The following is a 17,126-nucleotide window of genomic DNA, read 5'->3' as shown; positions in this document are numbered from 1 at the left end:
GCCGTCGACGATGGTAATCATGGCCTCCGCCACGTGGCACCGCTGTTGTTTGGCCAATTGAATAGCCGCTGCTGCCAGCGCCGCAGCTGCTCCGCCGGCATTGCGGCCACCTGTGCCACAGCGGGGCGATTTTCCAGGACGATTTCACAGGCGCGCTGCAACGGCTCCGCGCTGAGGTGTTGCAAACGTTGCCGCAACGTCTGTTGCGCCTGTTCCCACTCTTCACCGCCGAGGTGTGCCAGTTCATGGCGCATTTGCCGTAAAAAGTCGTCGGTAAACTGCCGTAGCTGCTCAACGGCGAATGCCGGGGATTGCAGGGCGAACAGCAGGCCTTCGGTATCGGCGCTGCGGTGGAAGGCGCATTGCACTACATAGCCGACGTTGCGCTGTACGCGCAGCCGCTGGAAATAACGCGGTGCATAAAGCTGGGCCAGCACGCGCAGCGCCCAGCGCCCTTCGGCTTCGTTGTGTGGCAGCGGGTAAAACTGCAGCAGGGCGTGCTCAGTGCCGCTTTCCGTCAGCGTGACGGGGCGATGATACTGATGGGGCGGCACCTGCGGCTCCGTAGTTACGGAATAGGGGAAGTCGTACAGTAAATGCGACAGCTGCTGTGGTAGCGCATCACCGCCGCCGATCAAGGTGGCATGCCACTGCGCCGGTGACGTCGCCACGCTTAACGTCGCCGGCAGCTGGGCTAACAGACGGCGAATGGCAATATCGTTTTGCTCTTTCAACTGGGCATGGCGCAGGTTTCTCGCCGCCTCGTTGATGATGGCCGGTGAGAACGCCGCCAGCGCGCGGTTAACGATGCTCAGCCCGTGGCAGATCAGCGCTTCGCTGCCCGTCAGTTGCAGCAACCAGACGCCCTGATGGCGTTCGAAGCTTAAATGTCCCTCCCGGTGCGCCAATTCTGCCGAGCCGGCGCGTAACGCCGCCTGTATGCGGTAGGCCTGTTCATCGCTGAATGCGCTGAACGGCGCCGGTCGCAGCATCAACACCGGCTGCGCTGCGCCAGGGAGCCGATGCCGCAGTGGCGCCAGGCCCGCAGGCAGTGTCGGGTTCGGCAGCGCCGCCGAGGAAGAGAAAAAGTGGAAAGGCTCCACTGCGGGCGTGAGTGCGGCGCCGGCGAAGGTGCCGAGCGCCAGCGGCAACCCCTGAATTTCACGCGTTTCGCCGCCGCCATCGGGCCGCACGACCAGGCGACGGTGCCGTGCCGCAATCAGCGCGGCGATATGCCGTGCCCAGTCGTCATTCGGTTCCGTCGGCGGTAACCCAAGCGCTCTGGCCCGCAGCTGATCGAGCGGCGCCAAACGGTGGAAGTCGCGATTTGCCAGTTGCCCGTAATGCGCAAGCTGAGCCGGCGTCAGCGAGAGCAATGCCTGCAGCCACGCCCGCAGGGCGCTTTCGATATGGGCGGCTTCAGCGGCAGAACCGTGATTGACGGTGAATATAACGCTCAGTAGCGCGCTGTTCTCGCTGCAGCGCGCATAATCCAGCCGAATGCCGTCGCACCACGCCTGAGCGCGCAGCCGGGCCAGCAGCCCGCCGGGCGCTGCGTCCAGCAACAAACGCTCCAGCCGCCGCAGCCAGCCGCGCGACCGGGAGTGCGGCAGGGCGAACACCAGCCGCAGCTGCGGCGCGCCGGGGAGATCAAGGGTGTAATCTTCGGCGGCGCTCAGCGGCGGCAACGTCACGTGCGGCGCGACGCGGCCCTGGGGCAAAAGGCTGCCGTAGCGCTGTGCCAGCACATGCAATTGCTCCAGCGACTGGGGGCCTTGCAGCCACAGCGTCATGTTCGGCGCGCGGAAATAGCGGCGGTGAAATTGCCGCAGCGCGTGTTGCAACGCCGGAATATCGTTGCCGAAAACTGCGCGGCTGCCGATATGAAAACGGTGCAACGCGTCAAGGCCGCGGAACATCTGCCGCTGCGCGGCTTCGCAGCGGGTTTCAGTATCGGCGCGCAGCAGGCGATATTCGGCGTCGATGACTTCGATCTCCTGCGCTATCGCTTCCGCCGCCAGCTGCGGGGCGGCAAGCATATCGCAAAGCCGCGCCAACCCCTGCTCGACATGGTCGGCGCCCACCTCGAAGAAAAAAGCGGTTTGCGTGGCTTGGGTGGTGGCGTTCAGCCGGCCGCCGGTCGCCGGTGTCCAGCTCATCAGGCCATCCTGCGCGGTGAAATTCGCACTGCCGCGAAACAGCATATGTTCCAGCAGATGCGCCAGGCCCGGCCAGGCGACGGGCGCCTGAAAACTGCCCGCTTCGATGCGCACCAGTGCGGCGGCGCCGGTGGCCGTGGGGGCGGTTATCGCTTTGACGGCCAAACCGTTTTCGAGCTGCCACGAGGCGGCGGTGAGTGTCATGGTCAACCCTTGAAGATCAGCCGGGAGTTGGCCTGATTGCGAAAACGCAGCTGTTCGATACCGATCTGCGTGCGGTTCGCCGCTTCGCGTGCCGCCAGAATAGCGCCGTGGTGTGGCGATTTGCCGCATACCGGGTCGGCGTTGTCGGCGTTGCCGGTCAGCATGAACGCCTGGCAGCGGCAGCCGCCGTAGTCTTTCTCTTTCTCCGAGCAGGAACGGCAGGGCTCCGGCATCCAGTCATCGCCGCGATAGCGGTTAAAACCGAACGAGTGGTACCAGATATGCTGCAGATCGTGCTCCAGCACCGACGGGAAGGCGATCGGTAGCTGACGAGCACTGTGACAGGGTAACGCCATGCCTTCCGGCGTCACGCTCATGAAGATCGCTCCCCAGCCGCCCATACAGCCTTTGGGCCGTTCTTCGTAGTAGTCCGGGGTGACGAACAGCAGGTTGGCCAGCTTGCCGTCGGCGGCCATGCGTTCGCGATAGCGTTTCACCACCGCTTCCGCTGCGACGATCTGTTCGCGGGTCGGTAACAGGCCTTCGCGGTTCAGGTGCGCCCAGCCGTAGAACTGGCAGGTCGCCAGCTCGACGTCGTCGGCGTCCAGCTGGATCGCCAGTTCGATGATGCGGTCGATCTGGTCGATATTATGGCGATGCAGCACGAAGTTGAGCACCATCGGATAGCCGAGCGCCTTGACCGCTTTGGCCATCGCCAGCTTCTGCTGAAACGCCTTGGCGGAACCCGCCAGCGCGGCATTCAGCGTTTCGTCGCTGGCCTGAAAACTGATCTGGATATGGTCCAGCCCGGCGTCGGCGAAGGTCTGCAACTTTTTCTCGGTCAGGCCGATGCCGGAGGTGATCAGGTTGGTGTAAAACCCGAGATCGCGCGCGGCGGCGATCAGCTCGGGCAGGTCTTTACGCACCAACGGTTCGCCGCCGGAGAAACCGAGCTGCACGCTGCCCATCGCCCGCGCCTGGCGAAACACCTCGATCCACTGCGCGGTGGTCAGCTCCTTTTCCTGCGCGGCGAAATCGAGCGGGTTGGAGCAGTACGGGCACTGCAGCGGGCAGCGGTAGGTCAGCTCCGCGAGCAGCCAAAGTGGCGGATTCACCGCCGGCGCGCGTGGTTCAGTCACGGAAGGTCACCCATTTCTGTTCGTAGGCGCGCTGGAAAAACTCCAGCACGTCGTCCGCCAGCCCTTCGGCACCGGGGAAGCGGGCGTTTAGCTGCGCGATGATGCCGTGCAGCGTGGTTTGGCCGTCGACCAGCTGCAAAATGGCGGCGGCGCTGTCGTTCAGCTTGGCCATGCCCTCCGGGTAGAGGATCACGTGGCTGTTTTGCACCTGCTCCCATTGCAGGCGGTAACCGCGGCGGAAGACGGGGGTGTGTTCAGGGTTCAGCGTCATTACACCAGCCTCTGGTTGTGCCATACCCGCGCGGTGGTCACGCTGTGGTACGGGGGACGGTTCAGGGTATAGGCCATGCTCATGGCGTCCAGCATGCTCCACAGAATATCCAGCTTGAACTGCAGGATCTCCAGCATGCGCTGTTGCTTCTCTACGGTGTCGCAATAGTCCAGCGCCAATGACAGGCCGTGCTCCACGTCGCGGTTGGCCTGGCCGAGGCGGCTGCGGAAATAGTCGTAGCCGGCGGCGTCGATCCACGGGTAATGCTGCGGCCAGCTGTCAAGGCGCGACTGGTGGATCTGCGGCGCGAACAGTTCGGTCAGCGAGCTGCAGGCCGCTTCCTGCCAGCAGGCGCGGCGTGCGAAATTGACGTAAGCATCCACCGCGAAGCGCACGCCCGGCAGCACCAGCTCTTCAGAGAGCAGGGCGTCGCGCTGCAGCCCGACGGCTTCGCCCAGGCGCAGCCACGCTTCGATGCCGCCTTCGCTGTCACCGTAGCCGTCGTGATCCAGGATGCGCTGCACCCATTTACGACGGGTTTCCGGCTGCGGGCAGTTGGCCATGATCGCCGCGTCCTTGATCGGAATGCTGGTCTGGTAGTAGAAGCGGTTGGCCACCCAGCCCTGAATCTGCGCGCGGGTCGCTTCGCCGTTATGCATCGCGATGTGGTACGGGTGGTGAATATGATAATAAGCGCCTTTGGCGCGCAGCGCCGCTTCAAACGCCTGCGGAGAAAGGGGAAGTGGTTGCGTCATGGCGGTTCCCTACAGTTCGATGTGCATGCCGTCCCAGCTCACCTCGATGCCGGTGGCGGTCAGGCTTTGCCGCTCTACCGAGTCTTCATTGAGGATTGGGTTGGTATTGTTAATGTGGATCAGGATTTTGCGCCTGGCGGGCAAGGTAGCGAGCAGGGCCGCCAGCCCGTGTTCTTCCGCCAGCGCCAAATGCCCCATGTCTTTGCCGGTATTGCGGCCCACGCCGACGTTGGCCAGCTCGTTGTCGCGCCACAGCGTGCCGTCGATCAGCAGGCAATCGGCGCGGCGCAGCCACGGCATCAGCGCCGCGTCCGGCTCACCCAGGCCCGGCGCATACAGTAGGCCGACCCCGCGCGCGGTATCTTCGATAAACAGCGCCACGTTGTGGCCTGGCAGCGGGCGATCGCGGTACGGCGAATAAGGCGGCGCGTTGCTGAGTAGCGGAATGGCGGTGAAGCGCACGTTCGGGCAGACCGCCGTGTGGAACGGTTCACCGGGCGTTACCGGGTGGTGAATCAACCCGCCGTTCCAGTGGGAGAGCATGGGAAACACCGGGAAACCGGTGCTGAGATCGTCATGCACCTCAGGGGTGCACCAGACGTGGTGCGGGCAGCCCTCACGCAAATTGAGTAAGCCCGCGCTGTGATCGATCTGGCTGTCGGTCAGCACGATCGCGCCAATGCCGGTGCCGCGCAGCACGTCGGGATTATTCAATTCGGGTGCGGCCAGCAGCTGATGGCAAATGTCCGGGGAAACGTTGCACAGCACCCAGTTTTTACCGTCGTCGCTGACGGCGATAGAGGATTGCGTGCGGCGCGTGGCGTTGATGCTGTGGTCGCGCACGCCGCGGCAGTTTTCGCAGTTGCAATTCCACTGGGGAAAGCCGCCGCCCGCCGCCGAGCCGAGAACTTTTATCTGCATGTCTGAACCAGAAGAAAAAGGAAAGAAATGCCCGCGCGAGAGGCGGGCAGACAGGCGATTAACGGTTGGAAATGTACAGCGTCACTTCCAGCCCCAGACGCAGGTCAACAAACTCAGGTTTAGTCCAGGTAGTCATAGCGGTGCTCCTTTGCATGCAGCGTGATGTGTCAAACCCAATGAGAAACGTTCGCATTAGGCTGGCCCAGTGTTGACGAAATGTGACGGAGATCGCAACTTTTAAAGCGTAACCGGTTTATTCACCCCAGGTGGCGGCGAGCACGTTCAGCCAGTTGCGCCAGGTCAGCTTTTCCAGCAGCCGGTTATCGAACCCGGCCTGCGCCAGCGCTTGCGTCAGGCGCGGCAGCCCACCGACATCCTCCAACGGTTGCGGTACGTTGACCCCGTCAAAATCAGAGCCAAATCCCACGCGATCTTCTCCAAGTTTAGCGATCAAATACTCAACGTGTTTAACAATTTCGGTTACGTCAGTCGTTGCACTGTCACGTTTGCCGTCCGCCCGCAGGAAGGCGGTGCCGAAATTGACGCCGACCATTCCGTCGCTCTGGGCGATGGCGTCCAGCTGCGCGTCGGTCAGGTTGCGCGGCTGCGCGCAGAGGGCGTGGGCGTTGGAGTGGGTGGCGACCAGCGGCGCGCGGCTCAGCGCGGCGGTTTGCCAGAAGGTTTTCTCGTTCATGTGCGAGACGTCGATCAGGATGCGGCGCCGGTTGCAGGCGTGAATCAACGCTTCCCCGGCCGGCGTCAGGCCGGGACCGGTATCGGGTGAGCCGGGGAACGGCCCGCTGACGCCGGTGCCGAAGGCGTTCGGCAGATTCCAGAACGGCCCGATGCTGCGCACGCCCAGCTGATAGAAGGCATCCAGCTGCGTCAGCTCCGCGTCGATCATACCGGCGCCTTCGATATGCAACACCGCGGCGATTTGCCGGTTGAGACGGCACTGTTCTATTTCTTTGGCCGTACGGCAGATACGCAACTGCCCTTGGGAGGCCTGTTCCAGCTGCTGCATGATGGCTACCTGCCGTTCGGCGATCGCCAACGGATCGAAGGCCGCCTGCGCCTCATCCTGCGTTTGGTTGCGCACCTGAGCGATATAGCTGACCGGCGGAATAAACACCGCGAACAGCCCGCCGCAGAATCCGCCGCGCCGCATGCGAGAAAAATCGAGGTGGCCTGGCGCGACGCGCGAATAGAAGGCGGTGACCGGATCGTCGTCGTGCTGCAGCCACAGGTTGAGCAGCAGGTCGTTATGGCCGTCGAATACCGGCCAGAGAGGGGGAAGCGTCATGGGCGTTTCACTGAGTCAGGCATCATGAGCGCTATGTTGTATTATTGCGCAATACCTGGCAAGTTTTCACATTATTCAATTCGGCAGGATATTTAAAAAATAATAGATAATAGTGGTGAGCACTTGACGTCAAATTTACTTTTGGCAAAATAAATTTTAGCCTAAAGAGATTATTATAAGCGGAGATCTTTGCACGCATTCCATTTTCATTGGAATAATTTCTTATTGTTATTTTATCTACTACAGCTTATTTGGAGTGAATTGTGAGCGATTCTGGGATTGAGAAATATAAGGACATGGATGCTTTGATGGCGGATTGGTACACAAGGTTATGCAATGCTCAAACGGGGCACTATGTGTGTTCGGAAAGGTTGTATCGGTGGGCTGATTATACAGGCTATTTATTGATTTTTAGCTCAACGATTGTGACGTCGTGCTTTTTTCTACAGGCCGATGGTGGATTAAAACTCATGCTGTTTTTCATCAGCGTTCTGTCAGCGGCATTGTCGGGCATCGTGTCGTTCGGCCGCTTTGCTGAGAAAGCCGAGTTGCATCGTTCTGCCGCCAGCAGTTATGGGAAATTAAGACGGCAACTAGAGAACCTCCGTTCAAAAAAATCAGGACTACAAGATGATGACATGATTTCAAAATTGAAAGTATTGCGTATTGAGTGGGAGTATATATCTGAAAACTCACCACTGACACCTAAGTCAGCATTAGTGCGCAACTGATTAAGGTTTTATTGTTCGGAATGCATTTTATTTATCTGATCTCTGGCGGCAGACAGTCAGCACCAGCTGCCGCAGCCAGCGGTGATCTGCCTCGGCGTCCAGGCGCGGATGCCACATTTGCGACACGGTGATGGGCGGCGTTTTCACCGGCAGTTCGAAAACGCGCAGCGGGCCGTCGGCCGGTTGCGCGTGCAGGAAGGAGGCGGGCAGCAACGCCAGCAGGTTCGAGGCTTGCGCGACCGCCAGCGCAGCCGGAAAGCTCGGCACCACGGCGGCGATATGGCGCGCCAGCCCCAGCTCTGCCAGCGCGGCGTCAACCGGCCCGAGGATGCGTCCGCTGCGCGAGGCCACCACGTGGCCGCAGGCGGCATAGGCGGCGGCGCCGATCTCCGGTTGCCGCGCCAGTGGATGTGCGGTTCTCATCACGCCGACGAAACGATCGCGGAACAGCGCCTGCAGGCGGATTTCCGGCCCCATATCGCCCAGCACGCCAATCTCCAGGTCGACCAGCCCTTCACGCAGGGGGCGGTCGCTTTTCTCCGGTTTGGGCGCAAAGCGCAGCCGTACTCGCGGCGCCTGTTCGGCAGCGGCGGCGATCAGCGCCGGGCCGAAGGCCTCGACGAAACCGTCGTTGGCGCGCAGCGTAAAGGTGCGATCCAGCCTGGCCGGATCCAGCTCACCCTGTGCCGGTCGCAGCACCGCGCGGGCTTCGAACGTCGCGTTTCGCGCCCGCTCACGCAGCGTTTCGGCATAAGGTGTCAGTACCATATGGCGGCCGGCGCGCACCAGCAGGGGATCGCCGGTGGCGGCGCGCAGCCGGCTGAGCGTGCGGCTCATCGCCGAGGCGCTTAAACCGAGACGCCGTGCCGCGCCGGCGACGCTGCCCGCCGTCAGCAGCGCGTCGAGCGCGATCAGCAGGTTGAAATCGGGGTCAGTCATGCGTGCGTATCCTGTGGCGCTGAAGATAAGAGAAGGCGTCTGATGCAGGTGAACGTCACCTATGCTGCATCCGCCGCTTGCCATTATGCATGGTTATCTTTTTCGCACGCTATGACTTATCTGTTTGAGAGTGTGAAGAGTGCCGCCCGGCGTCGGGCGGCAAAGGCCTTAACGACCGGCGAGGATCATGTCGGCGGCCTTTTCACCGATCATGATGCTGGGCGCATTGGTGTTGCCGCTGGGAATGACCGGCATCACCGAGGCGTCGATCACCCGCAGCCCCGACAAACCGCGCACCTGCAGCTGCGGATTGACCACCGCCATGTCGTCGACGCCCATGCGCGCGGTGCCCACCTGATGGTGGTAGGAACCGGTGGCACGGCGGATATAGTCGCGCATTTGCGCGCGACTGTTCACGCCATCCAGGCCTTGTTCCCGGCCGCGCCACGGTGCCATCGCGCTCTGGTGCATCACGTCGCGCATTAACAGTGCCTTGTCGGTCATGATCTCCAGATCTTCGTTCTCGGCATACACCTGCGGATCCATCAACGGGGGACGCAGGGGATCGCGTGAACCGAGCCACAGCCGGCCGCGACTTTTCGGCCGTACCAGACCCGGCGTGACGGTATACCCCTGGCTAACGCCGGGCAGGAACGGCATGGTGAACAGCAGCGACTGCGTATCCGGGCCACTCAGCTGCGGCGCTGATTTATGGAAAATCTGTGCTTCGATGCCGGAAGCCTGGCCGACCGCGACCGGCTGCGGGGAAGACCACACCATCGGGCAGACCAGGTGATCGTGCAGGTTCTCACCGACACCGGGCAGGTTGACCAGCGCCGTCATGCCCAGTTTTTCCAGCTGCTGCGCCGGGCCGATGCCGGAGTGCAGCAAAATGGAAGGACTCATCAGCGACCCGGCGCACAGCAGCACCTCATGTTTAGCTTCAATACGATAGTCGATGCCGCGATGCAGGAAGTGTACCCCAGTAATGCGATCGCCCTGGTTCAACAGCTTCAACACCCGCGCTTCCGTCATGACCGACAGGTTCGGTGCCTGGCGAATGGCGTCGCCGTAGCACACCCAGGCGCTGGCCCGTTTGCCGTCCGGCGTCATGGTGTATTGCGGGAAGCTGACTCCGCTGGGATCGTTGCCGTCGTTGTAATCCTCAACCCAGCGCAAGCCCGCCTGTTGGCCCGCTTCGACAAACGCGTGGGCCAGCGGCGTCATCGCCGGGCGTGAAACCTGCAATAGGCCACCGGTGGCATGCTGCGCGGAAAGCCCGGCGATATTGCAGTTTTCCGCCTTGCGGAAATAGGGCAGCACATCTCGCCAGGCCCAGCCGGCGGCGCCCAGCGCGGCCCAGTTGTCATAATCTGCCGGCAGGCCGCGCACGTACATCATGCCGTTGATGGCGCTGGATCCGCCCAGCGTTTTTCCGCGCGGCCAATAGATATCCTGTTTGCCGGCGAAGGTCTGCGGCTGAGTCGAAAACCCCCAGTCAACGGCGGAGTGCCACAGCGCCATCGCTTCCGGCGGGTTATGGATCGCCGGCATGTCATCGCGCGGCCCCGCCTCAAGCAACAGCACGCGCAGGCCGGCGTCCACCAGTCGCCGAGTCACGACCGAACCGGCGGAACCGGCGCCGATGACGATAAAATCGTATTTGGGATCGTTGGTGCGGGCGGTAGTGCGCGCATAGCCGGAAAACGGCAGCGCCGCCGCCGCCCCCATCGCCAGGCTGGCGGCAATGAATTTGCGGCGTCCGGCGTTAGCGGTGATTTTGTCTTGCTTCATGGTGTTTCCTCTCGACCGATCAATGGGCATCGACATCTTGCAGCGCGATCCAGGTGGCCTTCATTTCGCCGTACTGCGGCAGGGCGTGCAGCGACAGATCGCGGCCGATGCCGGACTGTTTGAAACCGCCGAACGGCGAAAGGATGTCGCGCGTCAGGAAATGGTTGACCCACACGGTGCCGGCCTCCAACTGTCTAGCGACGCGGTGCACCTTGGCGATGTCCGGCGTCCAGAATCCGACGGTCAGACCGTATTCGCTGTCGTTCGCCAACCGAATGGCCTGCTCCTCGTCTTCGAAGGTCATCAACGAGGCGACCGGCCCGAAGATTTCGTTTTGCGAAGCGGTCATGTCCGGCGTGGCGTTGTCGATCAGCGTGGGCGGCAGCACATACCCGCCCGGCAGCAGGGCGTTGTCGGCCTGGCCGCCGCTGACGATGCCGGCACCTTCAGCGCGCGCCGATTCGATATAGCGCAACACGTTGGCCTGATGTTGAGCATCGATTAAGGGGCCCATTGCCGTGGCCGGATCCAGCGGATGGCCCGGCTGCCATTTCTTCAACTCTTCCAGCAGCAGCGTCAGGAACCGGTCTTTGATGGAGGATTGCACCAGCAGTCGGGTGCCGGAAGCGCACACCGCGCCCTGATTGGCACAGAATCCCAGCGCGGCGAAGCGCGCCGCGCGCGCCAGATCCGGCGTGTCGGCAAAAATGATGTGCGCATTTTTACCGCCGCCTTCAAGGAAGGTGCGTTTCATGTTCGACTGCCCGGCGTAGATCAGCAGTTGTTTGGCCACCTGAGTGGAGCCGGTGAACGCCATTGCGCGCACCCGCGGGTGCAACGCCAGCGTTTTCCCCACCTGTGCGCCACCGGTGACCACGTTGAACACGCCGTCGGGGATACCGGCCAGACGGGTCAGCTCGGCCAGGCGAATACCGGTCAGCGGCGCTTTCTCCGACGGCTTGAACACCACCGAGTTGCCCATCGCCAGCGCCGGAGCGATCTTCCAACAGGCGATCATCAGCGGGTTGTTCCACGGCGTCATCACCGCCACCACGCCGAGCGGCGCCAGGGTAATCATGCCGTGAAAGGCATCACCTGTCGGGGCGATCTCGCCGGCGACCTTGTCGATCGCCTCGGCGTAATAGCGGATGGCGGTCTGCACATCCTGCATGTCCATATCCAGCGATTCGCGGATGGTTTTGCCGGTGTCCAGGCTTTCCAGCAGCGCCAGCTCCTCCTGGTGTTGCGCCACCAGGTCGGCGAGCCGCAGCAGCGCCGCCTTGCGTTGCGCCGGCGTGCGCCGCGCCCAGTCGCCGGCTTTGAACGCCTGTTCGGCGGCCGCCACGGCGCGGTTGACCGTGGCTTCATCACAGTCGGCGATGTTGGCCAGCGGTCGCCCGTCGATCGGGCTGGCGTCGACGAAGGTCGCGCCATCGGCTGAATCCTGATACCGGCCGGCGATATAGGCGCGGCCTTCAATTTGCAGCCCGGCGGCTTGCTGCCGCCATTGGGCGAAGGTTTTGCTTTGGCTACTCATTTCGGATCCCTTAGTGGACACCGCTTAGCGGGTGAATAACTAAACTAGCGGGACGACGTTACCGCGACGAGTAGACAAACGGCACCATACTGGTAACACACAGGCACCAATAGATGGCCTATAGTGTGCTAATAACGCGCTGGGGAAACGGGAAGAAAACATGGATATGATCAACGCATTGCGCGTATTTAACGCGGTGGTGGCCAGCGGCAGTTTCACCGCCGCCGCTGAGGCGCTCGATCTCTCACGCCCGCGGGTTAGCAAACACATCGCCGAGCTGGAGCAGCATTTCGGCGTGCGTTTGCTGCAGCGTACGACGCGCTCGATGACGCTGACGGAAGCGGGGCGGGAATGCCACGCGTTCAGCCAGCGCATCACCGCTGAATGTCAGGCGCTGGAGGAGTATATGGGTAACCAGGGGCAGCCGGGCGGCACGTTGCGCATCAGCGCGCCGCACCCTTATTGCCGCGCCGAACTGGCGGCTATCGTCGCCGCCTATCAGCGCCGCTATCCGCGCGTAGCGGTGGAGTTTTGCCTCAGCGATCAGCTGGTCAACCTGATCGAACAGGGCATCGACGTGGCGATCCGCGTAGCCAACCTGTCTGACTCCACTCTGGTGGCACGCCGGCTGTGCGACATTCCGCGCATTCTCTGCGCTTCGCCCGAGTATTTGGCGCGGCACGGCGTTCCCGCCACGCCGCAGGCGCTGCGGGACCACAACTGCCTGATGTATTCATTGTTGCCGCGTACGGAACAATGGGAATATCTGGATGCGCAGGGCCGGGCGATTGAAGTGCCGGTGTTCGGCACGCTGCGCGCCAACAGCGGCGATGCGCTGCTCGCCAGCGCGCTTGAAGGCCGGGGCATTATCCTGGAGCCGGAGTTCGTGGTCAGGGAAGCGCTGGCCGCCGGTGCGTTGGTCAGGGTGATGGCGGAATACGTGTGGACCAGCCGTTCGCTGTACGTGCTGTACGTTAACCGGCGCTACCTGCCGGTTAACATACGCAGCTTCGTGGACTTCCTGGCGGAGTATTATCAGCGTGCCGCTTTTTCCGCCGGGGGTTGAACGCTTTCTGGCGGTAGCTCAGCAGCCTCGGTAATCAACGCCCGGGCCGTTTGTTCATCCGCCAGTGCCTCCAGCAGCAACAGGTTCAGCCGCGCCAAAAACAGCGCCAGGTCTTCACCGCTGAAGCGGCCGGCGGCCTGCTCGAAATGACGATAGATCTCATCGCGTTGACGGTCGTTCAGCTCAGCGTTCATCGGTTGTCTCCTCGTCGCCGCTCAGGTGAGCGCAGGCGCGCAGCAGGGCCTGCTCGATTTGTTGGGCCGTGGCCGGTTGCGCCCGCTCCCAGCGCCAGCACACGTGGCCATCGGGCCTAACCAGATACAGCGCGCCTTGTGCGGTGCCGTAAGCGGCATGCAGCCGCCCGTGCGGATCCTCAATCATGCCGGCATCGCCGGGCTGCGGCTGCCCCGGCAGACCGACGGTGACGACGCGCAGCGGATAACGCGTTTGCCGTTCCCGTACCGTGTCGCCATGTTCTTCTCGCGCCGGGAAACGCAGCAGGGTGAAGCTGCGCGCGTCGATCAACCCGGTCAGCGCGTGAGGGCGGCCGTCCCGCAACAGCGGGTACTCGGCCAACACCGCGCCTACCGCCGGGCCGGGCAGATCGTCGCCCGTCGTCAGGGTATTCAGCGGCGAGTCCGCATAGCGGATGCTGTGGGTCTGACGTGGGTTGATCAGCGACGAAAACTGCGGATGACGGGCCGCCAGCGACAGCACCGCGTTGCGCAGCGTGGTGCCGCCGGGCGTAGCGGGGCACATGAATTCCGCGCTGCGGCTCGCTTGATCGGCATTATCGCGCCAGGCGCCGCGCCGTTCGTGGGAGTAGCTGTCCAGCAGGCGCTCCGGCGCGCGCCCTTGCAGAACATAGGCCAGTTTCCACCCCAGATTGTAGGCGTCGTCCAGGCCACCGTTGAGGCCGCGCACGCCGAAGATCGGCACTACGTGCGCTGCATCGCCGACGAACAGCACCCGGCCGTGGCGGTAACGCTCCAGCGACAGTGCCTTGGCGTTGTACATGCTGATCCAGATCGGTCGCCATTGTCCCGTTTCGCCGACCATCTGCAGAAAATCTTCCACCACCGGCAGCACGTTTTCCGGTTTCAGACCCTCTTCGTCACTGACATGATCCTCCAGCAGGTAATCGATGCGCCAGATATTGTCAGGCTGGCGGTGCATCCACATCGGACCGGGCCGCAGCGGCGTTTCGAACCAAACCCGGCGCTCAGCCGGCGTATCGCTTTCCAATTCGATATCGATGATGGCGAAACGCCCTTTATGCACCTGGCCCTGCAGATGCAAGCCCAGCTGCTCCCGCATGCGGCTGCGGCCGCCGTCGCAGGCGAGCAGCCAATCGGCTTCGAGCTGATAATCGACGCCCGCCGCCTGCACCGACACGCTGACGCCCTCGTCTGACGGCACGATGCGCTGCGCCTCAGAACCCCAGCGGATTTCGATCAGATCGTCGCAATGCATCGCTGCGTCCAACAGGAACTGCTCGATGTAGTACTGCTGCAAGTTGATCATCGCCGGAAACTGCTGGTTGTCATCCAGCAGCATGTCGAATTGCATCACCTGTTCGCCGTGATAAAAGCTGCGGCCGCGCGTCCAGGCCAGCCCTTTGTCGACAAAGGCGGCGGCGACGCCCAGCTTATCGAGGATTTCCAGGCTGCGGCGCGAGATGCAGGCCGCTCGGCTGCCGGTGCACACCTGGGTGTTGTTCTCCAGAACCAGCGAGGCGACGCCCTGTCGCGCCAGCGCCAGCGCGGTGGCCAAACCGACCGGCCCGCCGCCGACGATAACCACCTGATGGCGGCGCGTTTCGCGGCCGCTCTCCAGCGGTGGCAGCCTAACCGGGTATTGTTGATAGTGAAACTCGCCAATCACGTTATCGGGTTGCATAACCTGTCTCCTTATCGCGCTGTTACTCGGTTGCCGGCGCCACCAGGGCGGCGAAGGGATGGCGTGCCACGCCGGCCTGGATCGGCATCACCCAGTCGGGCAGTTGCTGGGTAATTTCCACATCCCGCAGCACCAACCGATCGAGAAAATCGCCGAGATGTTCCATCGCCTCCGGGCGCGCGTCGTGCAACACCATCACCGTCCAGGGCTGGGCGGCGACATCTTCCAGCGCACGCGTCACCCAACCGTGGGTCGGCAGTTCCCAGTCGCGCGGCACCGAATTCCACAGCACCAGGGTAAAACCCTGCTGCTGCAAAACCTCGACCGCTTCCTGGTTCAGCACGTGCGGGCCAAGAATGCCTTTGCCGGCATAGGGGCGAAACAGCGGGGGCGATTCGCTGTAGACGCCGAGCCGGGCTTGCCCTTCGGCGATCTCATGGCGAGCGAAGCCCGGCGCCCCGAGCCCCAAAGGCAACGAGTGGGTCAGGGTATGGATGCCGACGCGGTGTCCGGCCTGTTTGACGGCGGCGACCAGCGCTTCGCCGCCTTTTGCGGCGATTTTCTCGCCGATGGGAAAGAAGTTGGCCAGAATTCGACGTTCCGCCAGCGTTTGCAGCACCAGCGGCGTGCCTACCGGGTGGGGGCCGTTGTCAAACGTCAGCGTCAGTTTTTTATGCATCGTCTTGCTCCTCGAGGCTTGTCAGCATCATATCGACCGCGCGTTCCGCCACCATGATGGTTGGCGCGTTGGTGTTGCCTGCCGGAATGCGGGGAAACACCGAGGCATCCGCGATGCGGACGCCGCTTATGCCGTGCAAGCGCAGCTGTAAATCCACCACCGAATCCGCCGGCGCGGCGCCCATGCGGCAAGTGCCGACGGGGTGGTACTCGGTTTTACCGTGCTGGCGCACGAACTCCGCCAGCTGTTCATCGCTGCGCTGATCCGGCGTCGGCAACAGCACGCGTTCGATCACGTCGGCCAAGGCCGGCGCCTGAAACAGCCGCAAACCCAGACGTACCGCCCTGATTTGCGCGGCGACGTCCGCTTCCTCGGCCAGATAATTCAGCCGAATGCGGGGCAGCGAACGTGGGTTGCTGTCCCGCAAGCGTACTTCGCCGCGGGCCTGCGGCCGCAGGTGGGCCAGCTTCAGCGAGACCGCGTGCAGCTTCTGCGCCTGCCGGCCTTTGTCGTCCACGTTGTCCGCCGCCGCCAGCCCCATCAGCTGCACGTCAGGCCGCTCATCGTCGCCGGTGGCGAAAAATCCGCCGCACTCCAGCAGGTTGGAGGCGCAAATGCCGCGTTTGAACAGCAGCCATTCCAGGCCGTTCGCCAGCGCTTTAACGCCCTTGTCCTGCCCGAGCAGGCTGATGGGGTGCTTCAAGGCGGCGATAACGGAGAAGTGCAGGTGATCCTGCAGGCGTTGGCCAACCAGCGGGCTGTCGAGAGTGAGTTTGATGCCGACCTCACGCAGATGATCTGCCGGGCCGATACCGGACAGCATCAGTAGCTTCGGCGTGCCGATGGCGCCGGCGCACAGCACGATCTCGCGGTCGGCCATCGCCTGCTGGCGTTTGCCGTCGGTATCGATGTAGGCGACGCCGACGGCGCGATCGTGTTCGAACAACAGGCGTTCCACCAGTACGCCGCTCATCACGCGCAGATGGGGTTGGCGGCGCATCGGCGTCAGGTAGGCTGCGGCGGTGCTGCAGCGCCGCCCCTGAAAGGTAGTCGTTTGATAGAAACCGATGCCCTGTTGCTGTTGGCCGTTGAAATCCAGGGAGTAGGGATAACCCAGCTCTTGCCCGGCTTTGACGATGGCGTAGCTCAGCGGGTGGCGGTAGCCGGAGTCGCTGACCTTGAGATGGCCGCGGTCGCCGTGGTAGGCATCATGCAGGCTCTGGTTGCACTCCGCTTTGATAAAATAGGGCAGCACATCGCGGTAGCCCCAACCGGTACAGCCGTCGAGCTGCTCCCAGTCATCGTAGTCCTGTGCATGGCCGCGCACATACAGCTGCCCGTTTACCGAGCTGCCGCCGCCCAACACGCGCCCTTGCGGTATGCCCATAGCACGATGGCGCATATGCGGCTCATCGTCGCTTTGGTAGGGCCAAACCAGCTTGCCGACGATCTCCGGAAAGCCGGCCGGCATCCGGATGAACAGGCTTTTGTCCTCCCGCCCGGCTTCCAGCAGCAAAATGCGCGCGGCGGTTCTTTCCGCCAACAAGCCCGCCACCACGCAACCGGCGGAACCGCCGCCCACCACAATATAGTCATACCGTTCGTTCTCTTGCATGCGCTCTCCCTGAAGGGTGATAGTGGAAATGCCAGAAACGCAAAAAATATATTTTTTATAGTAAAGAATATTTTTTATTGATGTCTATATTTTTTATCGTTAGCATGACATTTA

At 62.6% G+C, this 17,126-nt stretch carries 16 protein-coding genes; 2 read left to right on the top strand and 14 right to left on the bottom strand.

What is annotated here, in order from left to right:
- Window positions 1–17: 17 nt before the first annotated feature.
- The 7 genes from pqqF to BHU62_RS02705 all read right to left on the bottom strand — a co-directional run bounded on the left by pqqF (window position 18) and on the right by BHU62_RS02705 (window position 6,752).
- Window positions 18–2,363, bottom strand: coding sequence for a pyrroloquinoline quinone biosynthesis protein PqqF (gene pqqF, locus BHU62_RS02735; RefSeq protein ID WP_073529034.1), 2,346 nt, complete (start codon window positions 2,361–2,363; stop codon window positions 18–20).
- A gap of 2 nt (window positions 2,364–2,365) precedes the next feature.
- Window positions 2,366–3,502, bottom strand: a complete 1,137-nt coding sequence (pqqE, locus tag BHU62_RS02730; protein WP_073529033.1) for a pyrroloquinoline quinone biosynthesis protein PqqE — start codon at window positions 3,500–3,502, stop codon at window positions 2,366–2,368.
- Entirely contained in the window at window positions 3,495–3,773 is a 279-nt protein-coding gene (pqqD, locus tag BHU62_RS02725) for a pyrroloquinoline quinone biosynthesis peptide chaperone PqqD (protein ID WP_073529032.1), read from the bottom strand. The genes pqqE and pqqD overlap by 8 nt, the downstream gene beginning before the upstream one ends.
- Complete coding sequence (gene pqqC / locus BHU62_RS02720) at window positions 3,773–4,528, bottom strand: pyrroloquinoline-quinone synthase PqqC (RefSeq protein ID WP_073529031.1); 756 nt, start codon at window positions 4,526–4,528, stop codon at window positions 3,773–3,775. Before pqqC ends, pqqD begins: the two co-directional genes overlap by 1 nt.
- Window positions 4,529–4,537: 9 nt before the next feature.
- Entirely contained in the window at window positions 4,538–5,449 is a 912-nt protein-coding gene (gene pqqB / locus BHU62_RS02715; protein ID WP_073529030.1) for a pyrroloquinoline quinone biosynthesis protein PqqB, read from the bottom strand.
- A gap of 58 nt (window positions 5,450–5,507) precedes the next feature.
- The gene (gene pqqA / locus BHU62_RS02710; protein WP_004937827.1) at window positions 5,508–5,585 is read right to left on the bottom strand and encodes a pyrroloquinoline quinone precursor peptide PqqA; all 78 of its coding nucleotides are present in this window, start codon (window positions 5,583–5,585) and stop codon (window positions 5,508–5,510) included.
- A 117-nt stretch (window positions 5,586–5,702) separates the two neighbouring features.
- Window positions 5,703–6,752 (bottom strand): dipeptidase, encoded by a 1,050-nt coding sequence (locus tag BHU62_RS02705; protein WP_073529029.1) that lies wholly within the window; start codon window positions 6,750–6,752, stop codon window positions 5,703–5,705.
- 263 nt (window positions 6,753–7,015) lie between these two features.
- Here BHU62_RS02705 and BHU62_RS02700 point away from each other — a divergent pair, with 263 nt between their 5' ends.
- Window positions 7,016–7,483: an SLATT domain-containing protein gene (locus tag BHU62_RS02700; protein ID WP_078061998.1), complete on the top strand. Its 468-nt coding sequence runs from the start codon at window positions 7,016–7,018 to the stop codon at window positions 7,481–7,483.
- Between the two features lie 27 nt (window positions 7,484–7,510).
- Here BHU62_RS02700 and BHU62_RS02695 read toward each other — a convergent pair whose 3' ends face one another.
- The 3 genes from BHU62_RS02695 to BHU62_RS02685 all read right to left on the bottom strand — a co-directional run bounded on the left by BHU62_RS02695 (window position 7,511) and on the right by BHU62_RS02685 (window position 11,753).
- Window positions 7,511–8,422, bottom strand: a complete 912-nt coding sequence (locus tag BHU62_RS02695) for a LysR family transcriptional regulator (RefSeq protein WP_073529028.1) — start codon at window positions 8,420–8,422, stop codon at window positions 7,511–7,513.
- A gap of 168 nt (window positions 8,423–8,590) precedes the next feature.
- Window positions 8,591–10,216, bottom strand: a complete 1,626-nt coding sequence (locus tag BHU62_RS02690; RefSeq protein ID WP_078061997.1) for a GMC family oxidoreductase — start codon at window positions 10,214–10,216, stop codon at window positions 8,591–8,593.
- 19 nt (window positions 10,217–10,235) lie between these two features.
- A complete protein-coding gene (locus BHU62_RS02685; RefSeq protein WP_073529027.1) occupies window positions 10,236–11,753 on the bottom strand; it encodes an aldehyde dehydrogenase family protein in 1,518 nt (505 codons plus the stop codon).
- A 160-nt stretch (window positions 11,754–11,913) separates the two neighbouring features.
- Here BHU62_RS02685 and BHU62_RS02680 point away from each other — a divergent pair, with 160 nt between their 5' ends.
- Window positions 11,914–12,819 carry a LysR family transcriptional regulator gene (locus tag BHU62_RS02680; RefSeq protein ID WP_073529026.1) on the top strand — a complete coding sequence of 302 codons (906 nt, stop codon included), beginning with the start codon at window positions 11,914–11,916 and terminating at the stop codon, window positions 12,817–12,819.
- Here the strand turns inward: BHU62_RS02680 and BHU62_RS02675 are convergent.
- Genes BHU62_RS02675 through BHU62_RS02660 form a run of 4 tightly spaced genes read right to left on the bottom strand, consistent with a single transcriptional unit; the run spans window position 12,789 to window position 17,012 of the window.
- Window positions 12,789–13,013 (bottom strand): hypothetical protein, encoded by a 225-nt coding sequence (locus tag BHU62_RS02675; RefSeq protein ID WP_073529025.1) that lies wholly within the window; start codon window positions 13,011–13,013, stop codon window positions 12,789–12,791. The two genes, BHU62_RS02680 and BHU62_RS02675, sit on opposite strands and share 31 nt — an antisense overlap.
- Entirely contained in the window at window positions 13,003–14,718 is a 1,716-nt protein-coding gene (locus tag BHU62_RS02670) for an FAD-dependent monooxygenase (protein ID WP_073529024.1), read from the bottom strand. The genes BHU62_RS02675 and BHU62_RS02670 overlap by 11 nt, the downstream gene beginning before the upstream one ends.
- Window positions 14,719–14,740: 22 nt before the next feature.
- The gene (locus BHU62_RS02665) at window positions 14,741–15,397 is read right to left on the bottom strand and encodes a polysaccharide deacetylase family protein (protein WP_073529023.1); all 657 of its coding nucleotides are present in this window, start codon (window positions 15,395–15,397) and stop codon (window positions 14,741–14,743) included.
- Window positions 15,390–17,012, bottom strand: a complete 1,623-nt coding sequence (locus BHU62_RS02660; protein ID WP_073529022.1) for a GMC family oxidoreductase — start codon at window positions 17,010–17,012, stop codon at window positions 15,390–15,392. Before BHU62_RS02660 ends, BHU62_RS02665 begins: the two co-directional genes overlap by 8 nt.
- Between the last annotated feature and the right edge of the window lie 114 nt (window positions 17,013–17,126).

Source organism: Serratia marcescens (genome assembly GCF_001902635.1).
GTDB classification, from domain to species: Bacteria; Pseudomonadota; Gammaproteobacteria; order Enterobacterales; family Enterobacteriaceae; genus Serratia; species Serratia marcescens_F.
Note: the sequence above shows the minus strand (reverse complement) of the source record. Positions and strands in the feature narration are given on the sequence as shown.